This window comes from Flavobacteriales bacterium, assembly GCA_016716605.1.
Taxonomy (GTDB): domain Bacteria; phylum Bacteroidota; class Bacteroidia; order Flavobacteriales_F; family PHOS-HE28; genus PHOS-HE28.
The window spans coordinates 2,956,879-2,981,110 of sequence record JADJWA010000001.1 but is presented as its reverse complement, the minus strand read 5'-3'; the positions used below and the strand labels follow the sequence as shown (position 1 = coordinate 2,981,110).

Here is a 24,232-nt window from a genome sequence, read left to right as displayed (position 1 = left end):
GCGCAATCGGTCACAGCCTACTCCCTCACTTCGGTGGGGCGTAGCCGATCCGGTAGATCATGTCTGCTCCATCGTCGCTCACGAGCAGCGCGCCATCCGGCGCCACGAGCACATCAACCGGGCGGCCCCAAGCACGCGAGCCCTTGAGCCAGCCTTCGGCGAATACCTCATGTGTGGCGCTGCCATCCGGCTGTGGGAATGCCGCGACCAAGCGGTAGCCCACAGGCGTGCTCCGGTTCCAACTGCCATGCTCCGCGATGAAGATGGCGTTGCGGTACTTCTCCGGGAACATCGACCCGGTGTAGAAGCGCATGCCCAAGGGCGCCACATGCGCGCCGAGCTTGGCGGCCGGCGGCATGAAGGCGTCGCATGCACGGCGGTCGCCGAATTCGGGATCGCTCACCGAACCCGCGTGGCAGAATGGGAATCCGAAATGCGCGCCCACGGTCCCGAGTCGGTTGAGTTCGCAGTCGGGGGAGTCATCGCCGAGCCAATCACGACCGTTGTCGGTGAACCAGAGCTCACCGGTAGAGGGGTGCCAGTCGAAGCCCACCGTGTTTCGCACCCCATGCGCCACGATCTCGCGGCCACTGCCATCCGGGTCGATTCGCGTGATCGAGGCATACAGGCTATCATCCTTCAGGCAATTGTTGCACGGCGCGCCCACCGGCACATAGAGCTTGCCGTCCGGTCCGAAGGCGATGAATTTCCAGCCGTGGTGGGTGTCCTTGGGGAAGGTCTGGGTGATCGCTATGGGTGCCGGTGGATCCAGCAAACGGTCTTCGATGCTGTCGAGCCTCAGGATGCGATCGATTGCACTCACGTACAAGGCGCCCTCGCGGAAGGCCACGCCTACGGGCATATTCAATCCCTCGGCCACGATGTACTGCTCATCGGCCCGTCCATCGAGGTTGGTGTCGCGCAAGGCATGCACCACGCCTGCGCTGCGGCTGCCGACGAAGAGGGTCCCGCGGTCGCCCCAGCATAGGGCCCTGGCGTTCTTCACCCCATCGGCGAAGACCGTGATGCTGAAGCCGGGCGGAAGCGTGATGCCTTCCAGCTGCGGCGGCCCGCCGCGAATGCCCGGAATGCAGATGGACCCGTTGAGGAGCAGGCTCGTGCAGAGAATCAAGGCGAACCGGCGCACGGAGATCTTCATCGGGCTTGGAATTCAACAGCGGACGGCTGATGGGCGCCGAGGGGCTTCGCTGCGCAAGTTACCAGCGCGCACCCGCAGGTTACTTTGTGCGCGCAATCCCGAACCATGCGTTTGCTATTCATCCTCGTCCACCTGCTCAGCGCGGCCTTGAGCCTTGCCCAGGATGCCTACCTGAACACCTCCTTCGTACCGCGTTACTGGAAGGTGAATGAGCCCTGGCCGATTGCCGCGCGCGTGCGGAATGCATCGAGCACGGTTCCCCTGATCACCTTCCGCGTCGATTGGCGCTTCAACAACGGCCCCATCCAGGTGGGCAATACGCAGAGCACCACGGGGATCCTGCCCGGCCAATACTGGCCCTACACGCACCCAACGAGCTTCACGGCTACGGCCAGCGGCGGCACCCTGAAGGTCTGGGTGGTGGGCGTCGGTGACACGAACCACAGCAACGATACCCTGTACTTCACTGTGGATGTGCTCAGCGCCTGGGCCACGAAGAGCGTGCTCATTGAGCAATACACCGGCACCTGGTGCCAATTCTGCCCCTTGCCCAATGAGGCCACCAACACGCTCAACGACGACCCGCTCATCGTGGTGGCCAAGCACCACAACGGCGATGAGTACAGCAGCGCGAGCAGCACGGCCTACTGGCAGCAATTCAGCGCGAATTATTCCCCGTCGGGCGTCATGGAGCAGGAGGAGTTCGGCACCTTGGGCGATGATGCTGCCTACGATCAATGGGGCACTCGCGCCGAGCTTCGCAAGCAAGGCGTTTCGCCGGCGAGCGTGAGCGTATCGTCAGGCTTCAATGCGTGGACCCGGAACCTGACCGTTGATGTGGCCACGACCTTCGCGGCTGTGCAAACGGGGACATTCGTGGTCAATGCGTACATCCTCGAGGACAACATCAGCGGTGTGCAGGTCGCGGGAGGCAGCCCATACGTGCATCAACAAGTGGTGCGCGAGGTGCTCGGTGGCGCCGCGGGGACGGCGGGAGTGGTCCCGGCCACCACATCCGCGGGCAGCACCTATAGCCATCAATACACCTTCACGGTGCCGGAGCAATGGAATGCCGCCAACCTGCGCGTGATCGCCATGGTCACCGAGAAGCGCAATGGCACGAGTTGGACGGTGAATGTGACGGATGGCGACCTCACGCTGGTGAATGTACCGGAGACGCCCGGCACCTCGGGATTCTTCAGGGCCTGGCCGAACCCAGCGCAGGAGGCAGCCAACATCGATTTCGCAGAAGGCATCAGCGAAGCGCATGTGCAGCTGATCGGCTCCGATGGGCGTGTGATCAGAGAGGAGCATGTGGTGCGATCATCCGATCGTGCTGCGCTTTCGTTACCGCTGGACTGCGCGCCCGGCAATTACCTGTTGCGCATCGTGGCCCGTGATCGGGTAGGCACGCAGGCTCTGCTGATCGAATGATCGGGAGCGAATGCGCCCCACCACCGGAGTGGCAGGGCGCCCAGCGCGGCGAAGCAACCCCTCGCCAACCGCGCGGATGCTTCACAAAGGCAGCCGTAGCAAACCGAGCAGCGATGGGAGCCGGAGCGGAGCGCTCGATGCGGTGATCACGGCTTCGCTATTGTTCCTGCTGCCTGGTTCCTCGTTCCTCGGTTCCGCCGGAGCCTGGTCGCCAGGTGACGTTGCTTGATCCGGGAGACCTTCCTCAAGGCCCTTATGCGTCATGCGCCAGCCTTTACCGACCATCCTGCCGTCACGGGTATCCGTCACGTTATCCACGTCATGGATCACGCGCTTCGCGCCTGCCCGGAAGAATACGCCCTTGCCCACGGGCACCAGCAGGGTGAAGCGCGCCCGCTGAATGCGGAACTTGTCGTCCTTGTGGAAGCGCAGCAGCGGAGAGACGTGCAGCACATCGCCTTCCTGCCGGTAACCGGTGCGGATACCTGCAGCCGTTGCGGAGGCCTGCTTTGAATTGCGCCCGCTCGCCTCGCGCACGATCACCAAGTGGTAGAGGCTGTCCGGGCTCTGTTCGACATCGATGCGAGCCCAATCCAAGGTGATGCTGTCACCTTCGATGCGCAGGCCTTGGCACGTGAAGTCGTTGTCATCGGCATCGATAAGGAAGCGTGGGTCACTGGCATCTGAGTCGCTGGGCAAAGCATCCAGGTACAGGAGGCCGTCCGAGGGCATGACCAGCTCAACAGCCTCGCGGACTTTCTCATTCCGCTGGAATTCTCGCGCCAGCGAAAGGCTGGTGATGATCACCGGGACAAGTGCGCCGATCCAGAGCAGGGCCAACGACCAGGATAGCCAGGCGGGGGTGCGTGTGCCCAAGAGCAGATGAAAGCCGGCGAGGAGGATGGCCGTGATGGGGATGAAGCAGATGAGCAAGGCCCCGATGAGCATCCAAGTAGCATGCTCGCGCGTGGCGAATACGAGCGCGCCGAGGTCGATCAGTCCCAGGTCATCGCTGCCCCAAGTGGCCTGCCAGAGGCCGAATGCGCCGCCGACCAGCCCGCTCACCAATCCCAAGAGCAGGCTGAATGCGAACACAATGATGCCCGCACCGATCAGCTTCGTGATCACGCTGGCCGCTTCAGCCGCCCGGCCTTTCGATTCACGGCTCCACTTGCGTCCCATGTCGTTCACATCGGAAGCCACCTTCTTGCCGCCCTCCTCAAATGCGCGCTTCAGGTTATCAACAGTGACCGGCTCGCCACCCATGCGCAAGCGATCCGCTGCCGTCTCGGCCTTGGGCACCAGGATCCACAGGAGCACGTACAGCAGGATCGGTGTTCCCTTCCCGAGCAGGATGAAGATGATCATGATGATGCGCAGCCAGATCGGGTCCATGCCGATGTAGGCCGCAAGGCCACCAATGACACCGCCCACCCATTTATCATCGGGATCGCGGAAAAAGCGCTTGTAGCCGCGGCCGCCTGATTTGACGGAGGCCGCGTCGCCATTGGCTTCACCAATCCCATCGCCATAATCCTCAGGCTTGCCCATCACGCCCATCACGTGCTGCACATCGTCGATGGTGACCACTTGCCGCTTCCCGCCGAGGCGCTCGTTGAAGAGCTCGGCGATGCGGGCTTCCACATCGGCCATGATCTCATCGCGGCCGGCATTGCCTTCGAGCTGGGCCCTGATGCCGTTGAGGTAGCGCTGCACCTGGTCGTAGGCATCTTCCTCAATGTGGAAGACGGCGCCGCTGACGTTCGCTGTGACTGTCTTTTTCATGGTGGTGAGTGGCTATCGGTTCTTGCGGGTGGTCTTCTTCACGGCCTGCGCGAGCTCTTCCCAGGTCTGGTCGAGTTCACTGAGGAAGCGTTCCCCGCTGGCGGTGAGCTTGTAGTACTTGCGCGGCGGACCGCTACGGCTCTCTTCCCAGCGATAGGTGAGGAAGCCTCCGTCCTTCAGGCGGGAAAGAAGCGGATACAAGGTGCCTTCGACCACGATCAGGCGGGCATCCTTGAGCTGCTGAATAATATCGGACGGGTACAGTTCGCCCTGCGCGAGCACGCTCAGGATGCAATACTCCAGCACGCCCCGGCGCATCTGCGCTTTGCTGTTCTCGACATTCATGGGTCTGCTGTTTCTGGTTGAGTGCGGGGCAAAGATGCGTGTTAAACTTGGTACTATGCCTAACAAGGTACCTTTCTTTATGAGCGGCGCTTGTTGATGGCGAATGGTCACGGATGCTGCCTGCCTTGCCGTCCTTTGCGGCATGCGGCTATTGGCATCGGGGGGGCTCATGGGTGTTGCCATTGGCTTGGCGGCGCAAACGCCCATTTGCAGCATACAAGGGAGCGGGGAGAGCAGTCCGCTGCAGGGGCAGGCTGTCACCACCACAGGGATCGTTACGGCCATCTACAGCGGCAGCGGAACCGTGCAAGGCCTCTTCCTGGAGGATCCCGGCTGTGATAGCGACCCCGCCACGAGCAATGGCTTGTTCGTGTATAGCCCGAACACCTCCGGGATCAGCACAGGCCAGCGGGTGAGCGTGAGCGGCACCGTGCTCGAGTTCCAGGGGCTCACGGAGATCTCGCAGGTCACAGGCATCTCGGTCATCGGCTCCGGCACGGTGGCGCCATCAGAAATCAACCTTCCGGTCGCCTCGGCTGCGGATTGGGAGCGCTACGAGGGCATGCTATTGCGCTTCCCGCAGCAACTCGTGGTCAACGGCAACGACACATGGGCGCAGTACGGTGAACTCGTGCTGGCTCCGTCGCGGCTGCACGCGCCTTCTGACATCACCGACCCGAACGACAATCCCGCTTCGGGCACCAACACCACTGGCAGCAGCAACGTGGGGGCGATCAATGCGCTCGTTGAACTGCAGCTCCGCGGCACCATCCTGCTTGATGATGGCCGTACGAGCACTTATCCCAGCCCGCCGCCCTTGATCGGGGGGCAGGGCACATTGCGCTGCGGCGGCACGGTTACGGGCCTCACGGGCGTATTGCACTACGCCTTCGGGGCCTACCGCATTCATCCTGCCGGTGCAGTGCCGTTGCAGCATGCGCAGCGGCCCAGCGTTCCTGAGGTGGGCGGCAGCCTGCGCGTAGCCGCACTGAACGTGAAGAACTATTTCACCTCACTGGGCGGAAATGGCGCGAGCACGGCGAATGAGCTGCTGCGTCAGCGCACCAAGCTCGTTGCTGCTCTCCAAGGCCTGGAGGCCGATGCCTACGTGCTGTGCGAGCTGCAGAACAGCGATGCCGCATCGAATGATCTGCTCGCTGCGCTGAATACGGCGATGGGAGGCGGTTACGCCGTGATCGACCAGGATGCCCCAGGCGCCTTCACGCGGACAATCTTCTTCTACAGGACATCGACGCTAACGCCCATCACGCAGCTCTTCTCCTTGAGCACTTCCACCTTCGAGCGGGCGCATCTCACGCAGGGCTTCGCATCCAATGCCAGCGGCAAGCGCTTCCTGCTCAGCGGCACCCACTTGCGCAGCAAGATCTGCGACAATGCCAGCGGATCGAACCTCGATCAGGGCGATGGCCAAGGCTGCTACAATGCCAGGCGCCGCTCGCAGGTCAATGAGCTGATCACCCACTGGGATGGCGTGCGCGCGTCCACATGGATCCCAGGACAGCTCATCTTGGGCGATTTCAACGCCTACGATCAAGAGGATCCCATTGACCGGATGCGCGCTAGCGGGCTCATCGACATGATTGCGGGTGTGCCGGAGCCATATTCCTATCGGTATGCGGACCGCAGCGGATCGTTGGACCACGCCTTCGCGATCCCAGCCATGGCCGATGCCATCACCGGGGCAGCCGTGTGGCACATCAACAGCGATGAGCCGCCCAACCTCGATTACCGCGACTCGAACACGGACTTCTACCAAGCCAACGCATTCCGCAGCAGCGACCATGACCCCCTGCTGATCGGAATCGACGTGGAAGCGATACCGGTCGGGCTGGAGGAGGTACCCGGGGGGCAGGTGGCGGTGCGTTACCGCTACGATCCAACGAGCGGATCGGCCGATTGGGAAGGGGAGGGGCTTGAGCGGATCGAGGTCTTCGATGCGCTTGGCCGAACTGTGCGCATTGCGAGCGCCGATGGGAGCGGGACGGTACGCATCAGTGCGGCATGGTCGGGCGCCGGTCCTTTGGTTTGGAGAGCGTGGTTGCGCGAAGGCACCGTTGCCGGGCGCTTTGTCGCGCTGTGATCACTCACCGGCGGCCTCGGCGCGCCTGATCTCCTGATCGAGGATCTCGTCCATCACCTTCAGCTCCTGCTCGCTCACCTTTCGGTCGGTGCGCGCTTGCTTCTTCATGAAACGGAACATGGCCGCCTTGCGCACCTCGTAAGCCACATACACCGTGAACTCCTTGGTCTCTTCATTGAAGTAGGTCTCTTCTCCAACTTTCCGCAGGTCCGCCAGTTCGGTGTTCATCACCTCACGAATCAGGCTCTGGAACTTATCAGCCACATCGGCGGCCTGCGCATTCTCGGTCTGCCCGAGGTATTGGTCGGTGACGGCCCGCACGTTGGTGCCCACCTGGCTGGCCACTTGGTTCTTGGCCTCGATGTCGGCCTTGCCCTTGGCGATGTTCGTCTTCACGCTGGTGCCTTGGCCCACGCCCCGGAACCAAGTGCCGTTGCTCTCGTACTTGCTCCCGCTGAAGGGCTGTTTCACCTTGGTGCCCTGTGGACTCGATCCACCCTTGCAGGAGGTGAACGCAACGACGGCGATGAGCAGCAGGCTGCTGAGGGTCTGTATGGTCTTCATGGCGGGAAGGTGACGGATGGTTGGCGCCAAGGTTGGAAAAATCCGTGCCGAGTGATGGCATTCAGATTACGGTTGGCATCTTTCGGGTCCAAACCCTGAACCGCATGAAAGCACTCAAGATCATCCTCATCCTCGTTCTGGCCATAGGTGCCATGATCAGCGCCATGGGTTTCCTTGGCGATGACGGGTACCGGGTCGAACGATCCACGACCATTGCCGCGCCGATGGATGACGTGTGGCCGCATGTGGCCTCGCTGGGCGCAATTGACAAATGGAGCCCCTGGAACGAGTTGGACCCTAGCATGAAGAAATCAATGGAGGGCACCGATGGCCAAGTGGGGGCCGTGGCGAAATGGGAAGGAAATGAGCAGGTGGGCAAGGGTGAGCAACGGATCGATTCCATCGCACGGAACTCGTTGGTGCGCACGCATCTCACGTTCAAGGAGCCTTGGCAAAGCGAGAGCGATGCGTTGATTGAACTCTCTGCCGAAGGCACAGGCACCAAGGTCACATGGGCCATGGTCGGCCAGCACGATTTCACCAGTAGGCTCATGAGCCGTTTCATGGATATGGACGCCATGATGGGCAAGGACTTCGAGAAAGGCCTGAGCATGCTGAAGGCACAGGCGGAGAAGGCATTCGCGGCGAAGCCGAAATTCGAGATCCAGACCATCGATTGGCCGACCACTCTCTTCGTCGGCAAACGCGGCGTTGTAGCTTGGGCTGATATGAAGGCGGCTTTTGAAGCCGGTTTCGGATCAGGCATGGAAGCACTGGCCAAGGCCAAGGTTGAGCCGGCTGGCTATCCCACCGGCGTTTATTTCGAATGGAACGAGGCTGACCAGACAGCTGATATGATCGCTGGCTTTCCGGTTCCTATGGACTCGAAGGCCAAATTCAATGGTGCCGACCTCTACGAATCACCTGCCAGCAAGGCATTGGCCATTGATCACTACGGTGGCTACGGCGGCATGATGGGCCCGCACATGGCCATGGACGAGTACATCAAGGCCAATGGCCTCACACACCACACCAACGCGATCGAGGAATATGTGACGGGCCCTTCGACAGAGCCGGATAGCACCAAATGGCTCACACGGATCATTTATCTGGTCAAGTAGGCGCAGCCTTCTGAATTGAAGCCCGGGCTGAGGTCCGGGCTTCGTTCTTTGCACCAGTATCCCAAGCCATGCCGCTTCGCATCACTGTTTGCCCGTACCGATTGCGCTTCAAGCGGCCCTTCGGTACGGCCCATGGGCTGCGCGATGGAACCGATGCCTTGTTCATTCGCGTGGAGGATGAAGGCAGCTTTGGTCATGGTGAGATCACCTTGCCACCGTATCTGAAAGAGACCGTGCCGAGCGTCCGTTCGCGCATCGCATCGATTGCGCGAATCGGAGTTTGGCGAGCTCATGAATTAGTAGCCCTACTGGATGAACTCGAACCCGTCCGCGACTCCGCACCCACGCGTGCCGGCTTGCACATGGCCTTAGCGGATCTGATCGCGAAGAAGAATCACTGCTCATTGTCCGAACAACTGGGCGTGGCGAGTGGTGAGACTCCGGTTGCTCTGTTCACCATAGGCATCTGCTCGGTAGAGGACGCCCTCGATCAATTGCGCGAGTTACCGTGCACGCACGCACTAAAATTGAAAGCCAGCGACCAGCTGGCTCCCAAGCGAATAAGCGCTGTGATAGAAAGTTGCAACGCAATCGTCCTGGTCGATGGTAATCAAGGCTTCCAATCGGTTGAAGATGCCTGCAAGGCCTTGGAGGTGATTCCCAAGAACCGGCTGATCGGCGTGGAGCAGCCATTCAGCACCAGAAACGACTCCTGGAACCGTGAACTGACTGAGAAATCCGGCGCCGAGGTTTTCGCTGATGAATCCGTCCAAGGAATCCACGACCTGGAAAGGCTCGCAGGAGACTTCGAAGGCGTGAACATCAAACTCATGAAATGCGGCGGACTGGATCATGCACTGGAACTGGCCAGCCGGGCTGCTCAGCTCAATCTGCGTGTGATGCTGGGATGCATGAGCGAGAGTTCGTTGGGCTGTACGGCCATGGCTCATCTGGCATCGGTGGCACAAGTGATGGACTTGGACGGACCATGGCTTCTGGCCAATGATCCTTGGCGAGGAATCACATTCAGTTCAACCGGCCATTATTCGATGCCGACCGGCGCTGGCATCGGGGTTGAGCCACAAATCGAATTGACATTCATTGACCCATAATTTATATTATGTAAACATGTAAAGTTTTGTTTTTCAATGAATCCGCCTGTTCAAGTGAGTTCCGTGGGGGTCCTGCAATGGGACAACCGAGAATCAACTGGGCGCCTACTTTCGCCGCCCTTGCCATGAAGGCTCTTGTGCGCGCGTTAATCCGATGGGTGGCGCGGACCTTTCCTGTCCGCGGACGTCATCGGTTGGCCAACACCTTGGGTGGCTGGGCTGCGGATCCGGTCACGGTGCGTTCCATCAACGGCATCCGTGTTGAGCTTGACCGAAGCGTTCAGTATCACCGGATGATGCTGTATGACCTGTATGAAGAGAACGTCCTCGCCTATTTGGCCAAGCGACTCAAACCCGGCATGGTGGTGTTCGATCCCGGCTGCAACATCGGCTACTTCGCAGCACAGGTGCTGGGCATGGTTTCGCCCGGTGGCCAGGTCTGGTCCTTTGAACCTTCGCCCCGATGCCTCGAGCGATTGAACCGGCACAATCCTCCTGGCGGCATTCCCGGTTGGCACTTGGCGCCCATGGCCCTGGCCGGCCAGGTGGGCACGCTCACCTTCTATGACACACCTCGTGTGATCACGCGCGGCTATGCGGTATTGGAACAAGCGGGCAGGCCAGGCGATAGCAATGCTGTGAAAGTGCCGGTGACCACCGTCGATGCCTTTTGCGCCCAACATGGCATTCATCATATCGACTTCCTCAAGCTTGACATCGAGGATTCTGAACTGCCTGCCCTTCGCGGTGCGCACCGAATGATCTCCGACAAGGCCATCGACACCATCCTCGTGGAGACCGAGGTGCGACCGGACCGTGCGGAATTGAACGCGAGCATCTTCAATCTGCTGCGCGATGCGGGTTTCCGACCGCACCATGCGCGCAGCGGCGGCAAGCTTGCAGCCATTGAGCCCGAGCGCTTGCCCACCTCCAAGGAGGACATCATATGGGAGCGAGGTCGCTGAGAACTGACGAAACCAGCTGATTTCCGTCAACCACGCTGTCTGCCCGAAGCGCGCTCTTTGCATCCGTGGATGCCAAGACGCTGACCAAAGTCACCTGTTACCACTGCGGCGATCCTTGCGCCGACGAGCACAGCGTGCATGACGGCAAGGACTTCTGCTGCCATGGCTGCGAAGTGGTCTTCGACATGCTGAGTGAAGCTGGGCTCTGCGACTACTACGCGCTTGAGAAACAGCCGGGCGTGAAACAGGAATCCAGTGCTGACGAGCAGCGCTTGGAGCTCTTCGCCCTGCCCGAAGTGCGCGAGAAGCTCGTGGAGTTCAGCGAGGCGGGCATCACCCGAGCCCGGTTCCGCATCCCGCAGATGCACTGCAGCAGCTGCATCTGGTTGCTGGAGAACCTGCATCGTATTGAGCCGAGCATCATCCGGTCGCGCGTGAGCTTCACCGACAAGGAACTCACCATCACGTTCCGCGAGGAGAAGTTGCCACTGCCCCAGCTGGTGAAGCTCTTGCGGCGGATCGGCTATGGCCCGCAGCTCACCGCCGGTAAGGACACCGGCCGCGCCGACCAGGTGCCGCGCATGCTATACATCCGGCTGGGCGTGGCGGGCTTCATCTTCGGCAATACCATGCTGTTCAGCTTCCCGGAATACCTGGGTGCTGATGGCGAAGCCCACCTGCGCATCGGCTTCCAATGGCTGTCGGCACTGTTCTCGGTGCCTGTGGTCCTTTTCCTAAGCACCGACTACTTCCGGGCGGCTTGGGCAGGCCTGCTCAGCAAGCAGGTGAATATCGATCAGCCCATCGCCTTGGGCATCATGGCGTTATGGTTCAGGAGCCTCCATGACGTGATCACTGGCGCCGGCCCTGGCTACTTCGACTCGCTGGCCGGACTGCTCTTCTTCCTGCTGATCGGCAAATGGTACCAAGCCCACACCTACCGAGCACTCCGCTTCGATCGCGCTTTGGAGGACTTCCTGCCGCTCGTGGTTCTGCGAAAGCGCGGTGAAGCTGAGGAGCCAGCACGCGTGGCCGACCTCGCGCCCGGCGACCGCATCGTAGTAAGGGACCAAGAACTGGTGCCCGTGGATGCCGTGCTGCGCGAAGGCACCGGACACATCGACAACAGCTTCATCACCGGCGAACCGCTGCCTGTGCGCAAACAAGCGGGCGACACCATCAAGGCCGGTGGCCGACAGCGCGGCGCTGCTATTGAATTGGAAGTGCTGCGCTCCTTCGCCGATAGCCGGTTGAAGCGCCTATGGGCCGAGCAGAGCGGTGGTCAAGAACGCCCGGCCATGCCGCGCCTGATCGATCAAGTGGCGCGGCGCTTCACACTGGCGGTGCTGCTCATCGCGCTGGGCGCGGGCCTTTATTGGTGGGGCAAGGATGCCCGCATGATCTGGCCAGTGGTCACAGCTGTGCTTATCGTGGCCTGCCCTTGCGCGCTGGCATTGAGCATGCCCTTCGCTTACGGACATACCATTCGGCTGCTCGGTAAGCGCGGCCTGTTCCTGCGGGATGCGGAAGTGGTTGAGCGCATGGCCCACGTGGATGCGGTGCTCTTCGACAAGACCGGAACGCTCACCGAACGTGAGGCGCACCAGGTCGATTGGCATGGCATCAAGCTCTCCCGTGAGGATGAACAACGCATCGCAGCGCTGGCCAGGAACAGTGCGCACCCACTGAGCGCGGTCCTAGCAGGAAAACTGAAGAAGTCGTTGAAGCCCGATCAGGATCATCTCGCTCCGCGCACGATGACAGAGGTAATGGAACAGATTGGCCAAGGCATCATGGGCGAAGTGGCTGGCCTGCCGATCCGAATCGGTTCGGCGGACTTCACGGGCGGTGAAGCAGCGGTGCGTTCCGCTGGCGAGGCCCATGTGCACGTCTCTTTCGGTGGCGTGCATCGCGGGCATTTCGCCATCCGGAAGCAGGCCCGCTCGGGCATCGTGGAAGCGGTGAGACGCTTGGGGGCATCGCTGCGTGTGGGCCTCATCACCGGCGACCATCAGGTGGACCCCGACCTCGCCGAGGTGTTCCCGATCGGAAGCATCCGCATGCGGTGCGCACCTGACGAGAAGAGCGAAGCAGTTAAAGGACTGCAGCGCGATGGCCGCCGCGTGCTCATGGTGGGCGATGGCCTCAACGATGCCGGAGCATTGGCTCAGGCCGATGTGGGTGTCACTGTGACGGAGACCACCGCGGCCCTCACCCCTGCCAGCGATGCGATCATGGATGCCGACAGCCTGCAACAGCTCCCCCATTTCTTGCGGATGACACGACGCGCCCGGCGCATCGTGCTCGCCAGCCTGTGCATCTCCCTGCTGTACAACATCACTGGCGTGTCCATCGCGGTGGCTGGCCACATGACCCCGCTCTTCGCCGCCATCCTGATGCCGCTGAGCAGCGTGAGCGTGGTGGGCTTCGTGACAGTGGCCACGATGATCGCCGCGCGCAACGCACGCCAGTAAGCACCATCTTGCGTGCATGCCCTCCTGGATCAATGAGTCGTCAGGCTCTTTCACGCTCACCTTGCACGTGCAACCCGGTGCCAAACGCACCGAAGTAGCGGGCACGCACGGCGATGCGCTCAAGATCCGGCTCGCTGCACCACCGGTTGATGGCAAGGCGAACGAGGCCCTCCTCTCCTACCTGGCCGAACAGTTCGGCGTTCCGAAGCGGCAAGTGGAATTAGTGAGCGGGCACGCGAGCAGACGAAAGGTCGTGCGGGTAATCGGCGCCAAGCTCAGGCCAGAAAAGGACTGGTGAAACCTTAAGGCCTTTTCAGCAGGGCCTGCAGTCCTTTCAGGTCAACGATGCGCATCTCTGGCCCTGCGGCCTTCAAGAGCTTCCTGCGCTGCAGGGCACTGAGGGCCCTGATCGTGGCCTCGTAACTGGCTCCGGCATAATCCGCGAGGTCCTGACGCGACGGCGTGAATGCCAACAAGTCGCCCTCATCCTTATCGAAACCGAAACAACGCTGCGCGGCGAGGATGGCCTTGGCCACACGCTGCTCTACACCAAGATTCAGCAGGCTCTTGCTCTGGTCCTCCGAGCGCCTCAGTTCCTCGGCGAAGAAGAGCATGAAGTGGAAGCCGAGCGACGCATTCGCCTTCAGCGTGCTGAGGAAGAGCGGCATGGGGATCCGGTCCACCACGGTTTGCACCAAGGCCGTTGCTGAGACCGTGTATGTGAAATCATCGCCAATGCCCCTATGGCCGAGCACCTGACCATCGCGCGCGAAGCGCAGGATACGGGACGCGCCCGGCTCGAATGTGCTGAACACCTTGGCCCTTCCACGACGGACGATGAAGAGCGTTTCAGCGGGGTCGCCCTCGCGGAAGATCAACTCACCGGCGTTGTAGGATTGCCAGGTCGTCTTCTCTGCGAGCAAGGCCTGCCACTCCGGGCTGCAGTGCTGGCGGAGCATCTCCGCAAGCGTTTCCGGGACCTTGATGGGCTCCATGATCCCGACTTCGTTCATCCTTTGATGTTGAAAGCGCTTGCTTCAGCACCGAGTCGCTCCACGAGTGCCCCAACCGTAGTGGTCGAGAGCATCTTCTGCAACCCGGCGCGCACTTCACTGAACTGGTCATGGACCGGGCATGGCTTTCTGTCACCGCAATGCGGAAGACCGAGCGCGCAACGCGTGAACACCGCATCGCCATCCATGCATCGCACGATCGCTTCCAAGGTGAGGCTCCGTGCGCGCGATCCGGTGAGCGTGAATCCGCCGCCGGGGCCGCGCATCGAGGCAATCAGGCCGCCATGCACCAGCTGCTGCAGCACCTTGCCTGTGAAAGCCTCCGGCGCACCGATGCCCTTGGCGACTTCCTTCAACGTAGCTCGTTCATCGCGAGCAGTGGCACGCGCGATGTGCAAAGCTCCACGGATGGCGTACTCACAGGCTTTCGAGAACATGATCGAGGTGCGCGAATGTATCGGTGCGATCAATCAGACTCAGTGTGCTTCGTCATGTTAAGCGCTCGCCTTTGCAGAAGCAGCAAGGCCACGCCGGTTGGCATCATGGCCGAGGCGATGAAGAGGTGCCAATAATGGCCAGGAATCATGCCCCAACTTGCCCAGAAGAAAGTGCCCTGGCTAAAGAGCAACAGTTCTGTGGTGATGATCCCAGCCATGAGCAAGCCCATGCCCGTGCGAGCTGCCCGATTCGATGGTGCGCACCATCCATAGGTGACGGCATAGGCGAGCAGCAAGGTGGTCATGGTGCCTAATGTGTTCATGTGGACGAAACCCATGACCAAGTGGCGCACGGTGAGCGACATGACGGCAACGGCGGGAACAGCTACGGTGGCCTGCACCAGCACCTTCAATGCCATGCTCACCAGTGCGATGCCGATAAGCACGCGCGCCCATGGCGTGAAGCGCGCATAGGCTTGGTCCCGAAAGCGCTGGAGAAGGCGTAGCGTGCGGATGGCCGCCCACGCTTGCATGGCCACTGCAACGGATACCGTGGCGAACACGACGGGATGCGGTTCGCTCCAAGCGATGGCCAGCGCGTAGGTCAGGAAAGCGGAGAGCACCCAAAGCGTGAACGTGAAGCGATCGATCCTAAGTTGGAATCCATTGCGCTCAGCCCACCGAGCTCCAATGGCCATGGCTGCGAACCAGAACCAGCCATTGAACTGGAAATGCAGGAAGAACTGCACGGCCCAGTAATAGATCTCCTTACCCTGATTGCCGGTGGCGATGATCACCGGCAAGGCCCATGTGCCCAAAGTGCTTATTACAAAGAAGGCCAGGGACCAGCGCGTCAAACGCCCGCTGCCTTCCGCCGGCCAGTTGCGCGAAACGCGCCAGAGCATGTAGAGCAACGGGTAGGCCAGGAGCAAATGCGCTGATGAGGCCGCTATGGAGACCGCGCCGTATCCCTGTATGGGAAAGGAGACAAGCATGACGATGACCGTGACTTGGAGCCCGATCAGCAGCCAACGCAAGCGCTTATTCAGTGCCCCGGTACCGCCATCGTGCAGCAGGCAGAGCGCCACGCCGATGAATAGCCAGCCGAGCAGGGCCACGTGCGAATGAGCGTGCAGGAATGGGCGGAATCGAACGAACGGGATCTCCCAGATGTACATCGCCCGGAGCAATGCTCCGATCGTGGCTGCAAGGAGCAGGTTGATCAAGGCGATACGGAACCAGTGGCGCATGTGGCAGGAATCGCAGCGAACGGAATGAATCAACCGTTCGGATGACAAACGTCATATATCGGATTGGCTGGTCCGATGATTTTTGTCACGCGCAACAGACAAGAGCGCCTACCCATGAGACTGCTGAAGACCTCCCTCGCGAAAGTGACCCTTGTTGCCGGCTTTGCTGCAATAACTGCTTGCGGTGACGGCACCGCATCGACACCTCCTGGCGCGAGCGGACCTCCAGGTGCTGCAGCTGCTTCTGAGGAAGCTGCCCCAGCCGGATTGATCACCGCAGCCGAGATCACCCTAGGCGAGATTGACCAAGCCATGGTGGAAAAAGGAAAAGCCACCTACGATGTGAAGTGCCAAGCCTGCCACAGCACTGGCCCGAATCGTGTGGTGGGGCCCGGCTGGAAAGGCGTGACCGAGCGCCGTAAGCCGGAATGGATCATGAACATGATGCTCAACATCGATGTGATGCTCGAGACCGATCCCGAAGCCCAAAAGGGACTTGAAGAGTGCCTCGTACGCATGCCCAACCAAGGCCTGAGCAAGGACCAGGGCCGCGAGGTGCTTGAATTCATGCGGACACTCTGAAGCCTCCTACCCGCCCACCAACAAACCACAACCAATCAATCATGAAACGACCGCTTCTTCTAACCGGCACCGCATCAGGCGTCATCGCCTGCGCCTTCGTGCTGTTGAACAGCCTGCCCGGCTGCCGCCCATCGGGCACCACCAAGAGCGTGGTGACCGGCGATGCCGCTTCGAAAGTCTATGTGAAGCCCGGAACGCACGATGAGTTCTACAACCTCGTGAGCGGTGGATTCAGCGGCCAACTCGCGGTCTATGGGCTGCCCAGCGGGCGCCTCTTGCGCGAAGTCCCTGTGTTCAGCGTGGATCCCGAGAGCGGCTATGGCTATAGCGAGGAGAGCAAAGGCATGCTCACCACCAGCCACGGCTTCATTCCGTGGGACGACAGTCACCACCCGGAGTTGTCGCAGACCGATGGCATCCCCGATGGCAAGTGGTGCTTCATCAACGGCAACAACACGCCCAGAATCGCTTTGGTCGATCTCGGTACCTTCCGCACGGGGAGCATCATCGAAATCCCGAACAGTGCGGGTAATCATAGCTCCCCCTTCACTACGGGCAACAGCGAGTACGTGGTGGCCGGCACCCGATTCAGCGTGCCCATGGGCGATGATGCGTCGCGCGATGTGCCCATCAAGACCTACAAGGAGAACTTCAAGGGCAACGTGAGCTTCATCCATCCGGAACCGGAGACGGGCAAGATGAGCATCGCCTTCCAGATCGTGACCCCCGGCGTGAACTTCGACCTGAGCCACGCCGGCAAGGGGCCCAGCGAGGGCTGGTTCTTCTTCAGCTGCTACAACACGGAGCAGGCGTACAGCCTGTTGGAGGTGAACGCGAGCCAGCGAGACAAGGACTTCATCATGGCCGTGAATTGGAAGCTGGCCGAACAACTCGCCAAGGACGGCAAGGGCAAGCGCGTGCCCGGCAAGCACCACAGCAACTGGTGGAACGAGAGGACCCATAGTTCGGAAACGACCGTGTATGAGGACGTGCTGCAACTTGATCCCAAGGACCACCCTGGCCTGTTGTATTTCATGCCCTGTCCCAAGAGCCCGCACGGCTGTGATGTGGACCCCACGGGAAAATACATCGTGGGTAGCGGCAAGTTGGCCGCTTTGATCCCGGTGTTCAGCTTCGAGAAGATGCAGAAGGCCATTGCGGCCAATGACGTAGAAGGCGACTTCGCCGGTATCCCTGTGCTGAAGTATGAGAGCGTGCTCCACGGCGAGGTGAAGAAGCCCGGTCTCGGGCCCTTGCATACCGAGTTCGATGCCAACGGCAACGCCTACACCAGTTTCTTCGTGAGCAGCGAGATCGTGAAGTGGAACGTGGAGAAGCTGGAGGTGGTGGACCGCGTGCCTACTTATTACAGCATCGGCCATCTGTGCGTGCCTGGAGGCGACAGCAAGAAGCCTTGGGGCAAGTACGTGATCGCCTACAACAAGATCACCAAGGACCGCTACCTGCCCACCGGCCCTGAGCTCACGCAAAGCGCGCAGCTCTACAGCATCGATGGGGATAAAATGGAGCTGCTTCTCGATTTCCCAACCACCGGTGAGCCGCACTATGCCCAAGCCATCCCTGCCGAATTGGTGAAACCGCGCGAAGTGAAGTTCTTCAAGATCGAGGAGAACGAGCACCCCTTCGCGGCCAAGGGCGAGAAGGAGACCAAGATCGAGCGTCGTGGCAAGGAGGTGCATGTGTGGATGACCACCATCCGCTCGCACTTCGCACCGGACAACATCGAGGGTGTAAAGCTTGGGGATGAAGTGTATTTCCACATCACCAACCTCGAGCAGGACTGGGACGTACCGCACGGCTTCGCCATAAAGGGGGCTGCCAACGCTGAGCTCCTTTTGATGCCCGGCGAGACACAGACCCTGAAATGGGTGCCCACACGAGTTGGAGTGACACCGATGTACTGCACGGACTTCTGCTCCGCGCTGCATCAAGAGATGCAGGGCTACGTGCGCGTTTCACCTGCCAATAGCAATGTGCCCTTGACCGCTCTCACGGTTTCCGTGGACGCAGAAATGTAGACCGGTTCACATCGCCTGACAGTGACCACGGCCCCGGTGAATGCCGGGGCCGTGGCCCTGAAAGGCCCTATCTCACTGACCCTTTGACCATGAAGCCCATCTCCCGCGTTATGATCGCCCTGGCCGCCTTGGCCCTGTTGGTACTGCTCTTCGTCCCCATCTGGCGGATTGACCTGCAGGCACCTCAATATCCCGAGGGGCTCTACCTGCAGATCTTCGCTGATCGCTTCGCAGGCGATGTGGAGAAGATCAACGGCCTTAACCACTACATCGGGATGGGGCATATCCACGATGATATGTTCCCTGAGTTCGCGGTGCTCCCCAAATTGCTGATGGCGCTGGCTGCTCTTGGCGTGCTGGCCGCGCTCTGGGGCAAGCGGTGGGCCCTATTCATGGGCCTGGTCACGCTTTCGCTCTTCGGCCTGTGGGCGCTTTGGGACATGTACCGCTGGGGCTACGAGTACGGTCACAACCTCGATCCGCGAGCCGCTATCAAGGTGGAGGACATGACCTACCAGCCGCCGCTCATCGGCCACAAGCAATTGCTGAACTTCGATGCTTGGTCCACCCCCGATATCGGAGGTTGGGTGCTCTTCGGCGTGATGGCGCTGCTGATCGGCGTGTATATCATGGAGATCCGTTTCAATCCTCACAAGTGATGAAGGCCCGCAACATCCTATTCGCCCTGCTGCTCATGCCCGCGCTCTGGTCGTGCGGCCAGCGGACGCCCACGATCGATTTCGGCAAGGCCGAATGCGCGCATTGCCGCATGAATGTGGTGGACCGGCAATTCGGTGCCGCATTGGTGACAGAGAAAGGCCGGCAGTATGTATTCGATGATGTCTCCTGCATGGTGCATTTCGTGGTGAAGGGTTCCGTTGCAGAGGACCAGGTAAAGGCCTGGTTCGTATGCGATCATGCAGAACCCGGAACCTTGATCGATGCCACCACTGCGCACTATCTCCATGGCGCTGCGTTCCGAAGTCCGATGCGGGGTGATGTGGCGGCCTTTGCGAATGCTGCCGAGCGGGCAAAGGCCGCTGCACGAGGAGAGGTCGAGCCCATGGATTGGGCCTCAGTGCGCCTACAGCTAGCCGAGTGAAAACGAAAGGATGAGGGAACTGCTGATCCTGTTGCTGGCCTGTCTGAACGCGGCGCATGTGGATGCCCGCACATGGCGGTACCGCAGCAGACCCGGTGCTTCGCTGCAGATCGTGATTAACGGAGCGGCCGTGGGCGATACTGTTCTGGTGGAGGGCATTGTGAGCGAAGGAAGCATCCGGGTGGATCGTTCGCTGGTACTGCTGGGCGGAACTGATGCGTTGATCGATGGTGGTGGTGAGGATGATGCACTGCTGATCACCGCCGACCATGTGACTGTCCGTGGCTTCACCATCCGTGGCTCACGACGAAGCAATCTGGACGACATGTCGGGCATCAAGGTGAACGAGTGCCGTGGCGTGGTGATCGCGGACAATTTTCTGGACAGGTGCTTCTTCGCCATATACCTCAGCGGTGTCAAGGATGCGTTGGTCGAGGGCAATACTGTGCTGGGAGAGCGGGGTGCGGAGGACTTCATGGCCAATGGCATCCACTTGTGGAAATGCAGCAATGCCACCATCCGCAACAATCGGATCGAATACCACCGGGACGGCATCTACTTCGAGTTCGTCACTGACTCGCGCATCACCGGCAACACATCCTTGCACAATCTGCGCTACGGCCTGCACTTCATGTTCAGTCACCGTGACGCTTATGAGGACAACCGATTCGAGGATAACGGTGCCGGCGTGGCGGTGATGTTCAGCAAGGTGATCACCATGCGCCGCAACCGCTTCCTGGCCAACCGGGGCGCGAGCGCTTATGGCTTACTGCTGAAGGAGATCAACGATGGCGATATCATCGGCAATGCGTTCATGGACAATACCACGGGGATCATGATCGATGGCTGCAATCGGATCAGCGTGCGCGACAATGAGTTCCGGCTGAACGGATGGGCGCTTCGGCTCTTCGCCAATGCCATCGACTGCGACTTCCAGGGAAACACGTTCGCAGGCAATACCTTCGACGTGAGCACCAACGGATCGCTGGTCCCTAATACCATGAACGGGAATTTCTGGGATCGCTACTCGGGCTACGATCTGGACCGTGATGGCTTTGGCGATGTGCCGCACCGACCGCTGGGTTTCTTCACCCTGCTGGTCGAGAAACAGCCCTACGCCATGGTCTTCTCGCGCAGCCTCTTTGTCTCGTTGCTCGACCGTGCCGAGCGCCTGATCCCTTCGCTGACGCCTGAGAGCATGAAGGACGATAAGCCGATGATGCGCTGGCCAGTGCTGTTGGGCACCATCGATGATCGAGTTGAAGAACATGCTGCGGAGCCTGCAGCAGACCCTGCTTCCGAAGGCGCAACCGGAGCGGTCCTGTTGATCTGCACCATTGCGGCGGTCCTCGTTTCAAGGCGGCTAATCGTGCCTCATGACTGACGCGCGAATCACCTTCGAGGGAGTCGGAAAGCGCTACGGCAAGCTCTGGGCCTTGCGCAACGTAGAGTGCGCATTCCATCCCGGAGAGGTCGTCATGCTCATCGGCCCCAATGCCAGCGGAAAGTCCACGTTGATCAAGTGCCTGCTGGGATTGGTGAGGCCCACTGAGGGTCGCATCACGGTGAACGGTGAGGCCATCGGCAGCGACCCGGCCTACCGCACGTCCATCGGCTACATGCCACAGATCTCACAGTATCCAGCTACGCTCACCATCGGCCAATTGCTCGAGATGATAGCCGACGTCCGCGGGATGAGCAACAACGAACCCGACGACAGACTCGTGGAAGGACTTGGATTGACCGCTCAGTTGAATAAGCGCCTTTCGAGCTTGAGCGGAGGGACCAAGCAGAAGGTGAGCGCCGTTCTCGCCTTGCGCTCGCGTCCGAGCATCCTGGTGATGGACGAGCCGACAGCGGGCCTCGATCCGCTATCGTCCAAGCGGGTACTGGAACGCGCTGCTGCCGTTCGTGATGCCGGAGGAACAGTGCTTATCACCTCGCACCTGATGGAGGAAGTGGAAGCACTTGCCGATCGGGTGGCCTACTTGGAGGAGGGCAGCTTGAGGTTCATTTTGCCGGTTCAAGAGATCCTGGAACGCGCGGGTACGAAGCGCTTGTCGGAGGCTTTGCCAAGGATGTTGGAGTCCAGAGCACTATGCAATGCCTGATGATGTCTTGCAGTTGCTAGAGAATTCGCGCAAGGTGGATAGCCGCCAATATTGAACGAACAGAGGGCACTTCGAATGCTGAAAGTCTTCAAATACACGCTCATCGATCTGGCGCGCAACCGCTTCGTCTTAGGATATGCGTTGCTGATGCTGCTGGTCGCACAAGGTCTATTCTCATTGGAAGGCGACCCGACGAAGGCCTTGCTCAGCCTGGTGCAAGTGGTCATGGCGCTGGTACCGTTGATCGCATTGGTATTCACCGTAGTCTATTTCTACGACATCCAGGAATTCACGCAACTGCTGGCCGTGCAGCCCATGCGTCGCGGCGCCATCCTCGGCGGACAGGTCCTGGCATTGGCAGTCGCGCTGCTGCTTGCCCAAGCCATTGGTCTCGGCTTGCCTCTGCTGGTCCACTCCCCTACCCTCGCTGCTCTTGTGCTATCGCTCAGTGGCTCCGGCCTGGTGCTGGTCTTCATCTCCCTTGGCGCCTTGATCGCGCTGAAGCAACGGGAGAAGGCTCGAGGTGTTGGCGTGGCGCTGGCCATTTGGTTCCTCCTCGTTCTGGTGTACGATGCTTTGCTGATGTGGGGCATGTTCACGCTCAGTGACTACCCCATAGAGCCCTTCGTAGTGCCTTTTGCCGGTATCAATCCCATCGACCTCGCGCGCATCATGGTGATGCTGCAGGTGGACCTCGCCGCCATGATGGGTTACAGCGGCGCCATCTACAAGAACTTCTTCGGCACTCAGATGGGCATGGCCGTGGCAGGGCTGATCATGATGGTCTGGGTGATTGTACCGAGCTGGTCGGCCATGCGGGTATTCAGGCAGAAGGACCTGTGATCCTTACCACGCTCCGGACCGTTGTCAACCAATGAGCTGACAGATGTCATATTGCGGATGCTAAGGTCCCTGTTCTTTCGATGCGCCTAAACGAACCAACCATCCATGAAGACCTTCACATCAACGAGCGCACTGCTGATGGCATTCACGCTTCCTTGCTTAATCGCCTGTGGCGGCGCTGAGACGCCAGCAACAACTGAACCCGCATCATCCGGAAACGAACCTGCCGCCGGACAAAGTGCAGTGAAGGATGACCTCAGCCAAAAGAACGTCGTTCAGATTGCCGTGGCGTCACCGGACCACACGATCCTGGTGAAGGCCGTGCTTCAGGTGAAATACGAGGACGTGCTCGTGAATGCGGGCCCATTCACGGTGTTCGCACCGACTGATGCAGCATTCAATGCGCTGCCGGCCGGGACGCTCGATGACCTGATGAAGCCCGAGAGCAAGGCCGCTCTGCAGGATATCCTGGAATACCATGTGGCCTTGGGCGTGTTCGCACCGGACAAGATGGCCAACGGCCGCAAACTGAACATGGCGAATGTGAAGGACACAAAATTCACCGTGAGCGAAGATGGAACCGTGATGATCAACGATGCGAAGGTGCTGGGCACAGCGCCCGCTTCGAATGGACTGGTGGTGGTGATCGACAAGGTGCTTCTTCCACCGCAATGAGCAATTAGCCGATCCCCGTGGTACGGGAACGGTGAAAGTCAGCAGGGGCGTCCGCAAGGGCGCCCTTGTTGTTAGCACAAGCCTCGCGATCGAATTGAATCGTCAGTTGGAGTCCGTGTTGCTCCTTCAGGCCCTGCGTATCCTGTCACCCACCGTGCTGTTCGCAAGCTCGCTTGTGCGCAATTCGGGGCTCTGGACCTGACCTTCGACGTTGATGGCAGGGTAGCCCGAGCCTGGAGGCTGTGATGGCCGAGATCAGAGACGATATCCAGCAGTCACGCCAAGTGAAGCGATGGATATGGCCTGCTTGAAGGACGTCGTGCTCCGCCCTGATGGCCCATCGATCTTCACTCCGCTGAAGTCCGCATCCATTCCCTGATAATCGACCCCTACGAGTAGACAGAACCGCTCAGAGAGGTCCACCTTGAAGCCCAACGCGAGCATGTATGTCGGGGCCGATGCCAGCCCTTCCTCCTGTTTCACCAGCAGATTACCATCACCGGTGCTCACCTTCAATGTGGGTGAGGAGACGCTGGCGAAGCCCACGAGCAATCGCGAAGTGAAGGACCACTTCTCGTTCAACGGGAATGCGCCCATGCCTCCGACGAGCAGACTACCTGTGACCCATAGCCCGGGCTCCACCTTCAGGTCCAATCCACCAAGGCTATTGTTGAAATCCGCAGTGAGGGCTTTATCGCTCGTAGCGTTCCCTGTGCCTCGGACCATTGCCGCCACTCCGAAGTGCTTGCCCAACAGGTAGCCGAACTCGAGTTGGAACGCAGCGCCATCGCTTGCGTAGCCCGCAGACTTCCCTTCAGTGCTCCTGAACTCGCCCAACGGCGATGCCACGCCGAACCCGAGTCCGAGATAGCCCTTGGGTTCATCCTGGGCCTGGATGGCGAATGGACACGACATGAACGCGAGAGCCGTGATCGCTTTGATCTTCATGCCGCCAAGATGAGTATTCGGGTGCCGCGCCGATTGAGGGGGCGACCGATGGTGTAAAATCGGGTGGAAAACTCCGCGTTCAAGTTGACGGGCGTCATCAAACCGGGATCTGAGCCAAAGGAGTTTTACCCGCCTATCAACTGACACACATGGTACCTTCAAAGCTCGAACT

Annotated in this window: 23 protein-coding genes; 15 read left to right on the top strand and 8 right to left on the bottom strand. The window is 60.3% G+C overall.

What is annotated here, in order from left to right; genetic code table 11:
* Window positions 1-25: 25 nt before the first annotated feature.
* Window positions 26-1,159: a sorbosone dehydrogenase family protein gene (locus tag IPM12_12085; protein ID MBK9148540.1), complete on the bottom strand. Its 1,134-nt coding sequence runs from the start codon at window positions 1,157-1,159 to the stop codon at window positions 26-28.
* A gap of 105 nt (window positions 1,160-1,264) precedes the next feature.
* On the opposite strand from IPM12_12085, the gene IPM12_12080 reads away from it, so the two are divergent.
* On the top strand, window positions 1,265-2,593 hold the full coding sequence (locus IPM12_12080) for an Omp28-related outer membrane protein (protein MBK9148539.1): 1,329 nt from the start codon (window positions 1,265-1,267) through the stop codon (window positions 2,591-2,593).
* An 81-nt stretch (window positions 2,594-2,674) separates the two neighbouring features.
* Here IPM12_12080 and IPM12_12075 read toward each other — a convergent pair whose 3' ends face one another.
* Window positions 2,675-4,378 (bottom strand): PspC domain-containing protein, encoded by a 1,704-nt coding sequence (locus IPM12_12075; protein ID MBK9148538.1) that lies wholly within the window; start codon window positions 4,376-4,378, stop codon window positions 2,675-2,677.
* Window positions 4,379-4,390: 12 nt separating this feature from the next.
* Complete coding sequence (locus IPM12_12070; protein MBK9148537.1) at window positions 4,391-4,723, bottom strand: PadR family transcriptional regulator; 333 nt, start codon at window positions 4,721-4,723, stop codon at window positions 4,391-4,393.
* 142 nt (window positions 4,724-4,865) lie between these two features.
* On the opposite strand from IPM12_12070, the gene IPM12_12065 reads away from it, so the two are divergent.
* Window positions 4,866-6,824: an ExeM/NucH family extracellular endonuclease gene (locus IPM12_12065; GenBank protein MBK9148536.1), complete on the top strand. Its 1,959-nt coding sequence runs from the start codon at window positions 4,866-4,868 to the stop codon at window positions 6,822-6,824.
* On the opposite strand, the gene IPM12_12060 is transcribed toward IPM12_12065, so the two are convergent.
* A complete protein-coding gene (locus tag IPM12_12060) occupies window positions 6,825-7,388 on the bottom strand; it encodes a hypothetical protein (protein MBK9148535.1) in 564 nt (187 codons plus the stop codon).
* 164 nt (window positions 7,389-7,552) lie between these two features.
* Here IPM12_12060 and IPM12_12055 point away from each other — a divergent pair, with 164 nt between their 5' ends.
* From IPM12_12055 to IPM12_12035, 5 genes are all read left to right on the top strand, one after another.
* Complete coding sequence (locus IPM12_12055; GenBank protein ID MBK9148534.1) at window positions 7,553-8,509, top strand: SRPBCC family protein; 957 nt, start codon at window positions 7,553-7,555, stop codon at window positions 8,507-8,509.
* 68 nt (window positions 8,510-8,577) lie between these two features.
* Window positions 8,578-9,621 (top strand): hypothetical protein, encoded by a 1,044-nt coding sequence (locus IPM12_12050; GenBank protein ID MBK9148533.1) that lies wholly within the window; start codon window positions 8,578-8,580, stop codon window positions 9,619-9,621.
* Between the two features lie 125 nt (window positions 9,622-9,746).
* Complete coding sequence (locus tag IPM12_12045) at window positions 9,747-10,586, top strand: FkbM family methyltransferase (protein ID MBK9148532.1); 840 nt, start codon at window positions 9,747-9,749, stop codon at window positions 10,584-10,586.
* 65 nt (window positions 10,587-10,651) lie between these two features.
* Window positions 10,652-13,060, top strand: coding sequence for a heavy metal translocating P-type ATPase (locus tag IPM12_12040; protein MBK9148531.1), 2,409 nt, complete (start codon window positions 10,652-10,654; stop codon window positions 13,058-13,060).
* 16 nt (window positions 13,061-13,076) lie between these two features.
* Window positions 13,077-13,358, top strand: coding sequence for a YggU family protein (locus IPM12_12035; protein MBK9148530.1), 282 nt, complete (start codon window positions 13,077-13,079; stop codon window positions 13,356-13,358).
* A gap of 4 nt (window positions 13,359-13,362) precedes the next feature.
* Here the strand turns inward: IPM12_12035 and IPM12_12030 are convergent, their stop codons facing one another.
* From IPM12_12030 to IPM12_12020, 3 genes are read right to left on the bottom strand one after another with little or no spacing between them, the layout of a single operon-like run.
* The gene (locus IPM12_12030; GenBank protein MBK9148529.1) at window positions 13,363-14,073 is read right to left on the bottom strand and encodes a Crp/Fnr family transcriptional regulator; all 711 of its coding nucleotides are present in this window, start codon (window positions 14,071-14,073) and stop codon (window positions 13,363-13,365) included.
* Complete coding sequence (locus IPM12_12025) at window positions 14,070-14,510, bottom strand: Rrf2 family transcriptional regulator (GenBank protein MBK9148528.1); 441 nt, start codon at window positions 14,508-14,510, stop codon at window positions 14,070-14,072. The genes IPM12_12030 and IPM12_12025 overlap by 4 nt, the downstream gene beginning before the upstream one ends.
* A gap of 29 nt (window positions 14,511-14,539) precedes the next feature.
* Entirely contained in the window at window positions 14,540-15,760 is a 1,221-nt protein-coding gene (locus IPM12_12020) for a hypothetical protein (protein ID MBK9148527.1), read from the bottom strand.
* A 114-nt stretch (window positions 15,761-15,874) separates the two neighbouring features.
* Between IPM12_12020 and IPM12_12015 the strand changes: the two genes are divergently transcribed.
* From IPM12_12015 to IPM12_11980, 8 genes are all read left to right on the top strand, one after another.
* Window positions 15,875-16,342: a cytochrome c gene (locus IPM12_12015; protein ID MBK9148526.1), complete on the top strand. Its 468-nt coding sequence runs from the start codon at window positions 15,875-15,877 to the stop codon at window positions 16,340-16,342.
* Between the two features lie 41 nt (window positions 16,343-16,383).
* Window positions 16,384-18,381 carry a Sec-dependent nitrous-oxide reductase gene (nosZ, locus tag IPM12_12010; protein MBK9148525.1) on the top strand — a complete coding sequence of 666 codons (1,998 nt, stop codon included), beginning with the start codon at window positions 16,384-16,386 and terminating at the stop codon, window positions 18,379-18,381.
* An 89-nt stretch (window positions 18,382-18,470) separates the two neighbouring features.
* A complete protein-coding gene (locus IPM12_12005; GenBank protein ID MBK9148524.1) occupies window positions 18,471-19,040 on the top strand; it encodes a hypothetical protein in 570 nt (189 codons plus the stop codon).
* Window positions 19,040-19,483, top strand: a complete 444-nt coding sequence (locus IPM12_12000; protein MBK9148523.1) for a nitrous oxide reductase accessory protein NosL — start codon at window positions 19,040-19,042, stop codon at window positions 19,481-19,483. Before IPM12_12005 ends, IPM12_12000 begins: the two co-directional genes overlap by 1 nt.
* 10 nt (window positions 19,484-19,493) lie before the next feature.
* A complete protein-coding gene (locus IPM12_11995; protein ID MBK9148522.1) occupies window positions 19,494-20,867 on the top strand; it encodes a nitrous oxide reductase family maturation protein NosD in 1,374 nt (457 codons plus the stop codon).
* Window positions 20,860-21,594 (top strand): ABC transporter ATP-binding protein, encoded by a 735-nt coding sequence (locus IPM12_11990; GenBank protein ID MBK9148521.1) that lies wholly within the window; start codon window positions 20,860-20,862, stop codon window positions 21,592-21,594. Before IPM12_11995 ends, IPM12_11990 begins: the two co-directional genes overlap by 8 nt.
* Window positions 21,595-21,669: 75 nt before the next feature.
* The gene (locus tag IPM12_11985; protein MBK9148520.1) at window positions 21,670-22,437 is read left to right on the top strand and encodes an ABC transporter permease; all 768 of its coding nucleotides are present in this window, start codon (window positions 21,670-21,672) and stop codon (window positions 22,435-22,437) included.
* Between the two features lie 105 nt (window positions 22,438-22,542).
* Window positions 22,543-23,112, top strand: a complete 570-nt coding sequence (locus IPM12_11980; protein ID MBK9148519.1) for a fasciclin domain-containing protein — start codon at window positions 22,543-22,545, stop codon at window positions 23,110-23,112.
* Window positions 23,113-23,367: 255 nt separating this feature from the next.
* Here IPM12_11980 and IPM12_11975 read toward each other — a convergent pair whose 3' ends face one another.
* Window positions 23,368-24,060 carry an outer membrane beta-barrel protein gene (locus tag IPM12_11975; protein ID MBK9148518.1) on the bottom strand — a complete coding sequence of 231 codons (693 nt, stop codon included), beginning with the start codon at window positions 24,058-24,060 and terminating at the stop codon, window positions 23,368-23,370.
* Window positions 24,061-24,232: the final 172 nt, after the last annotated feature.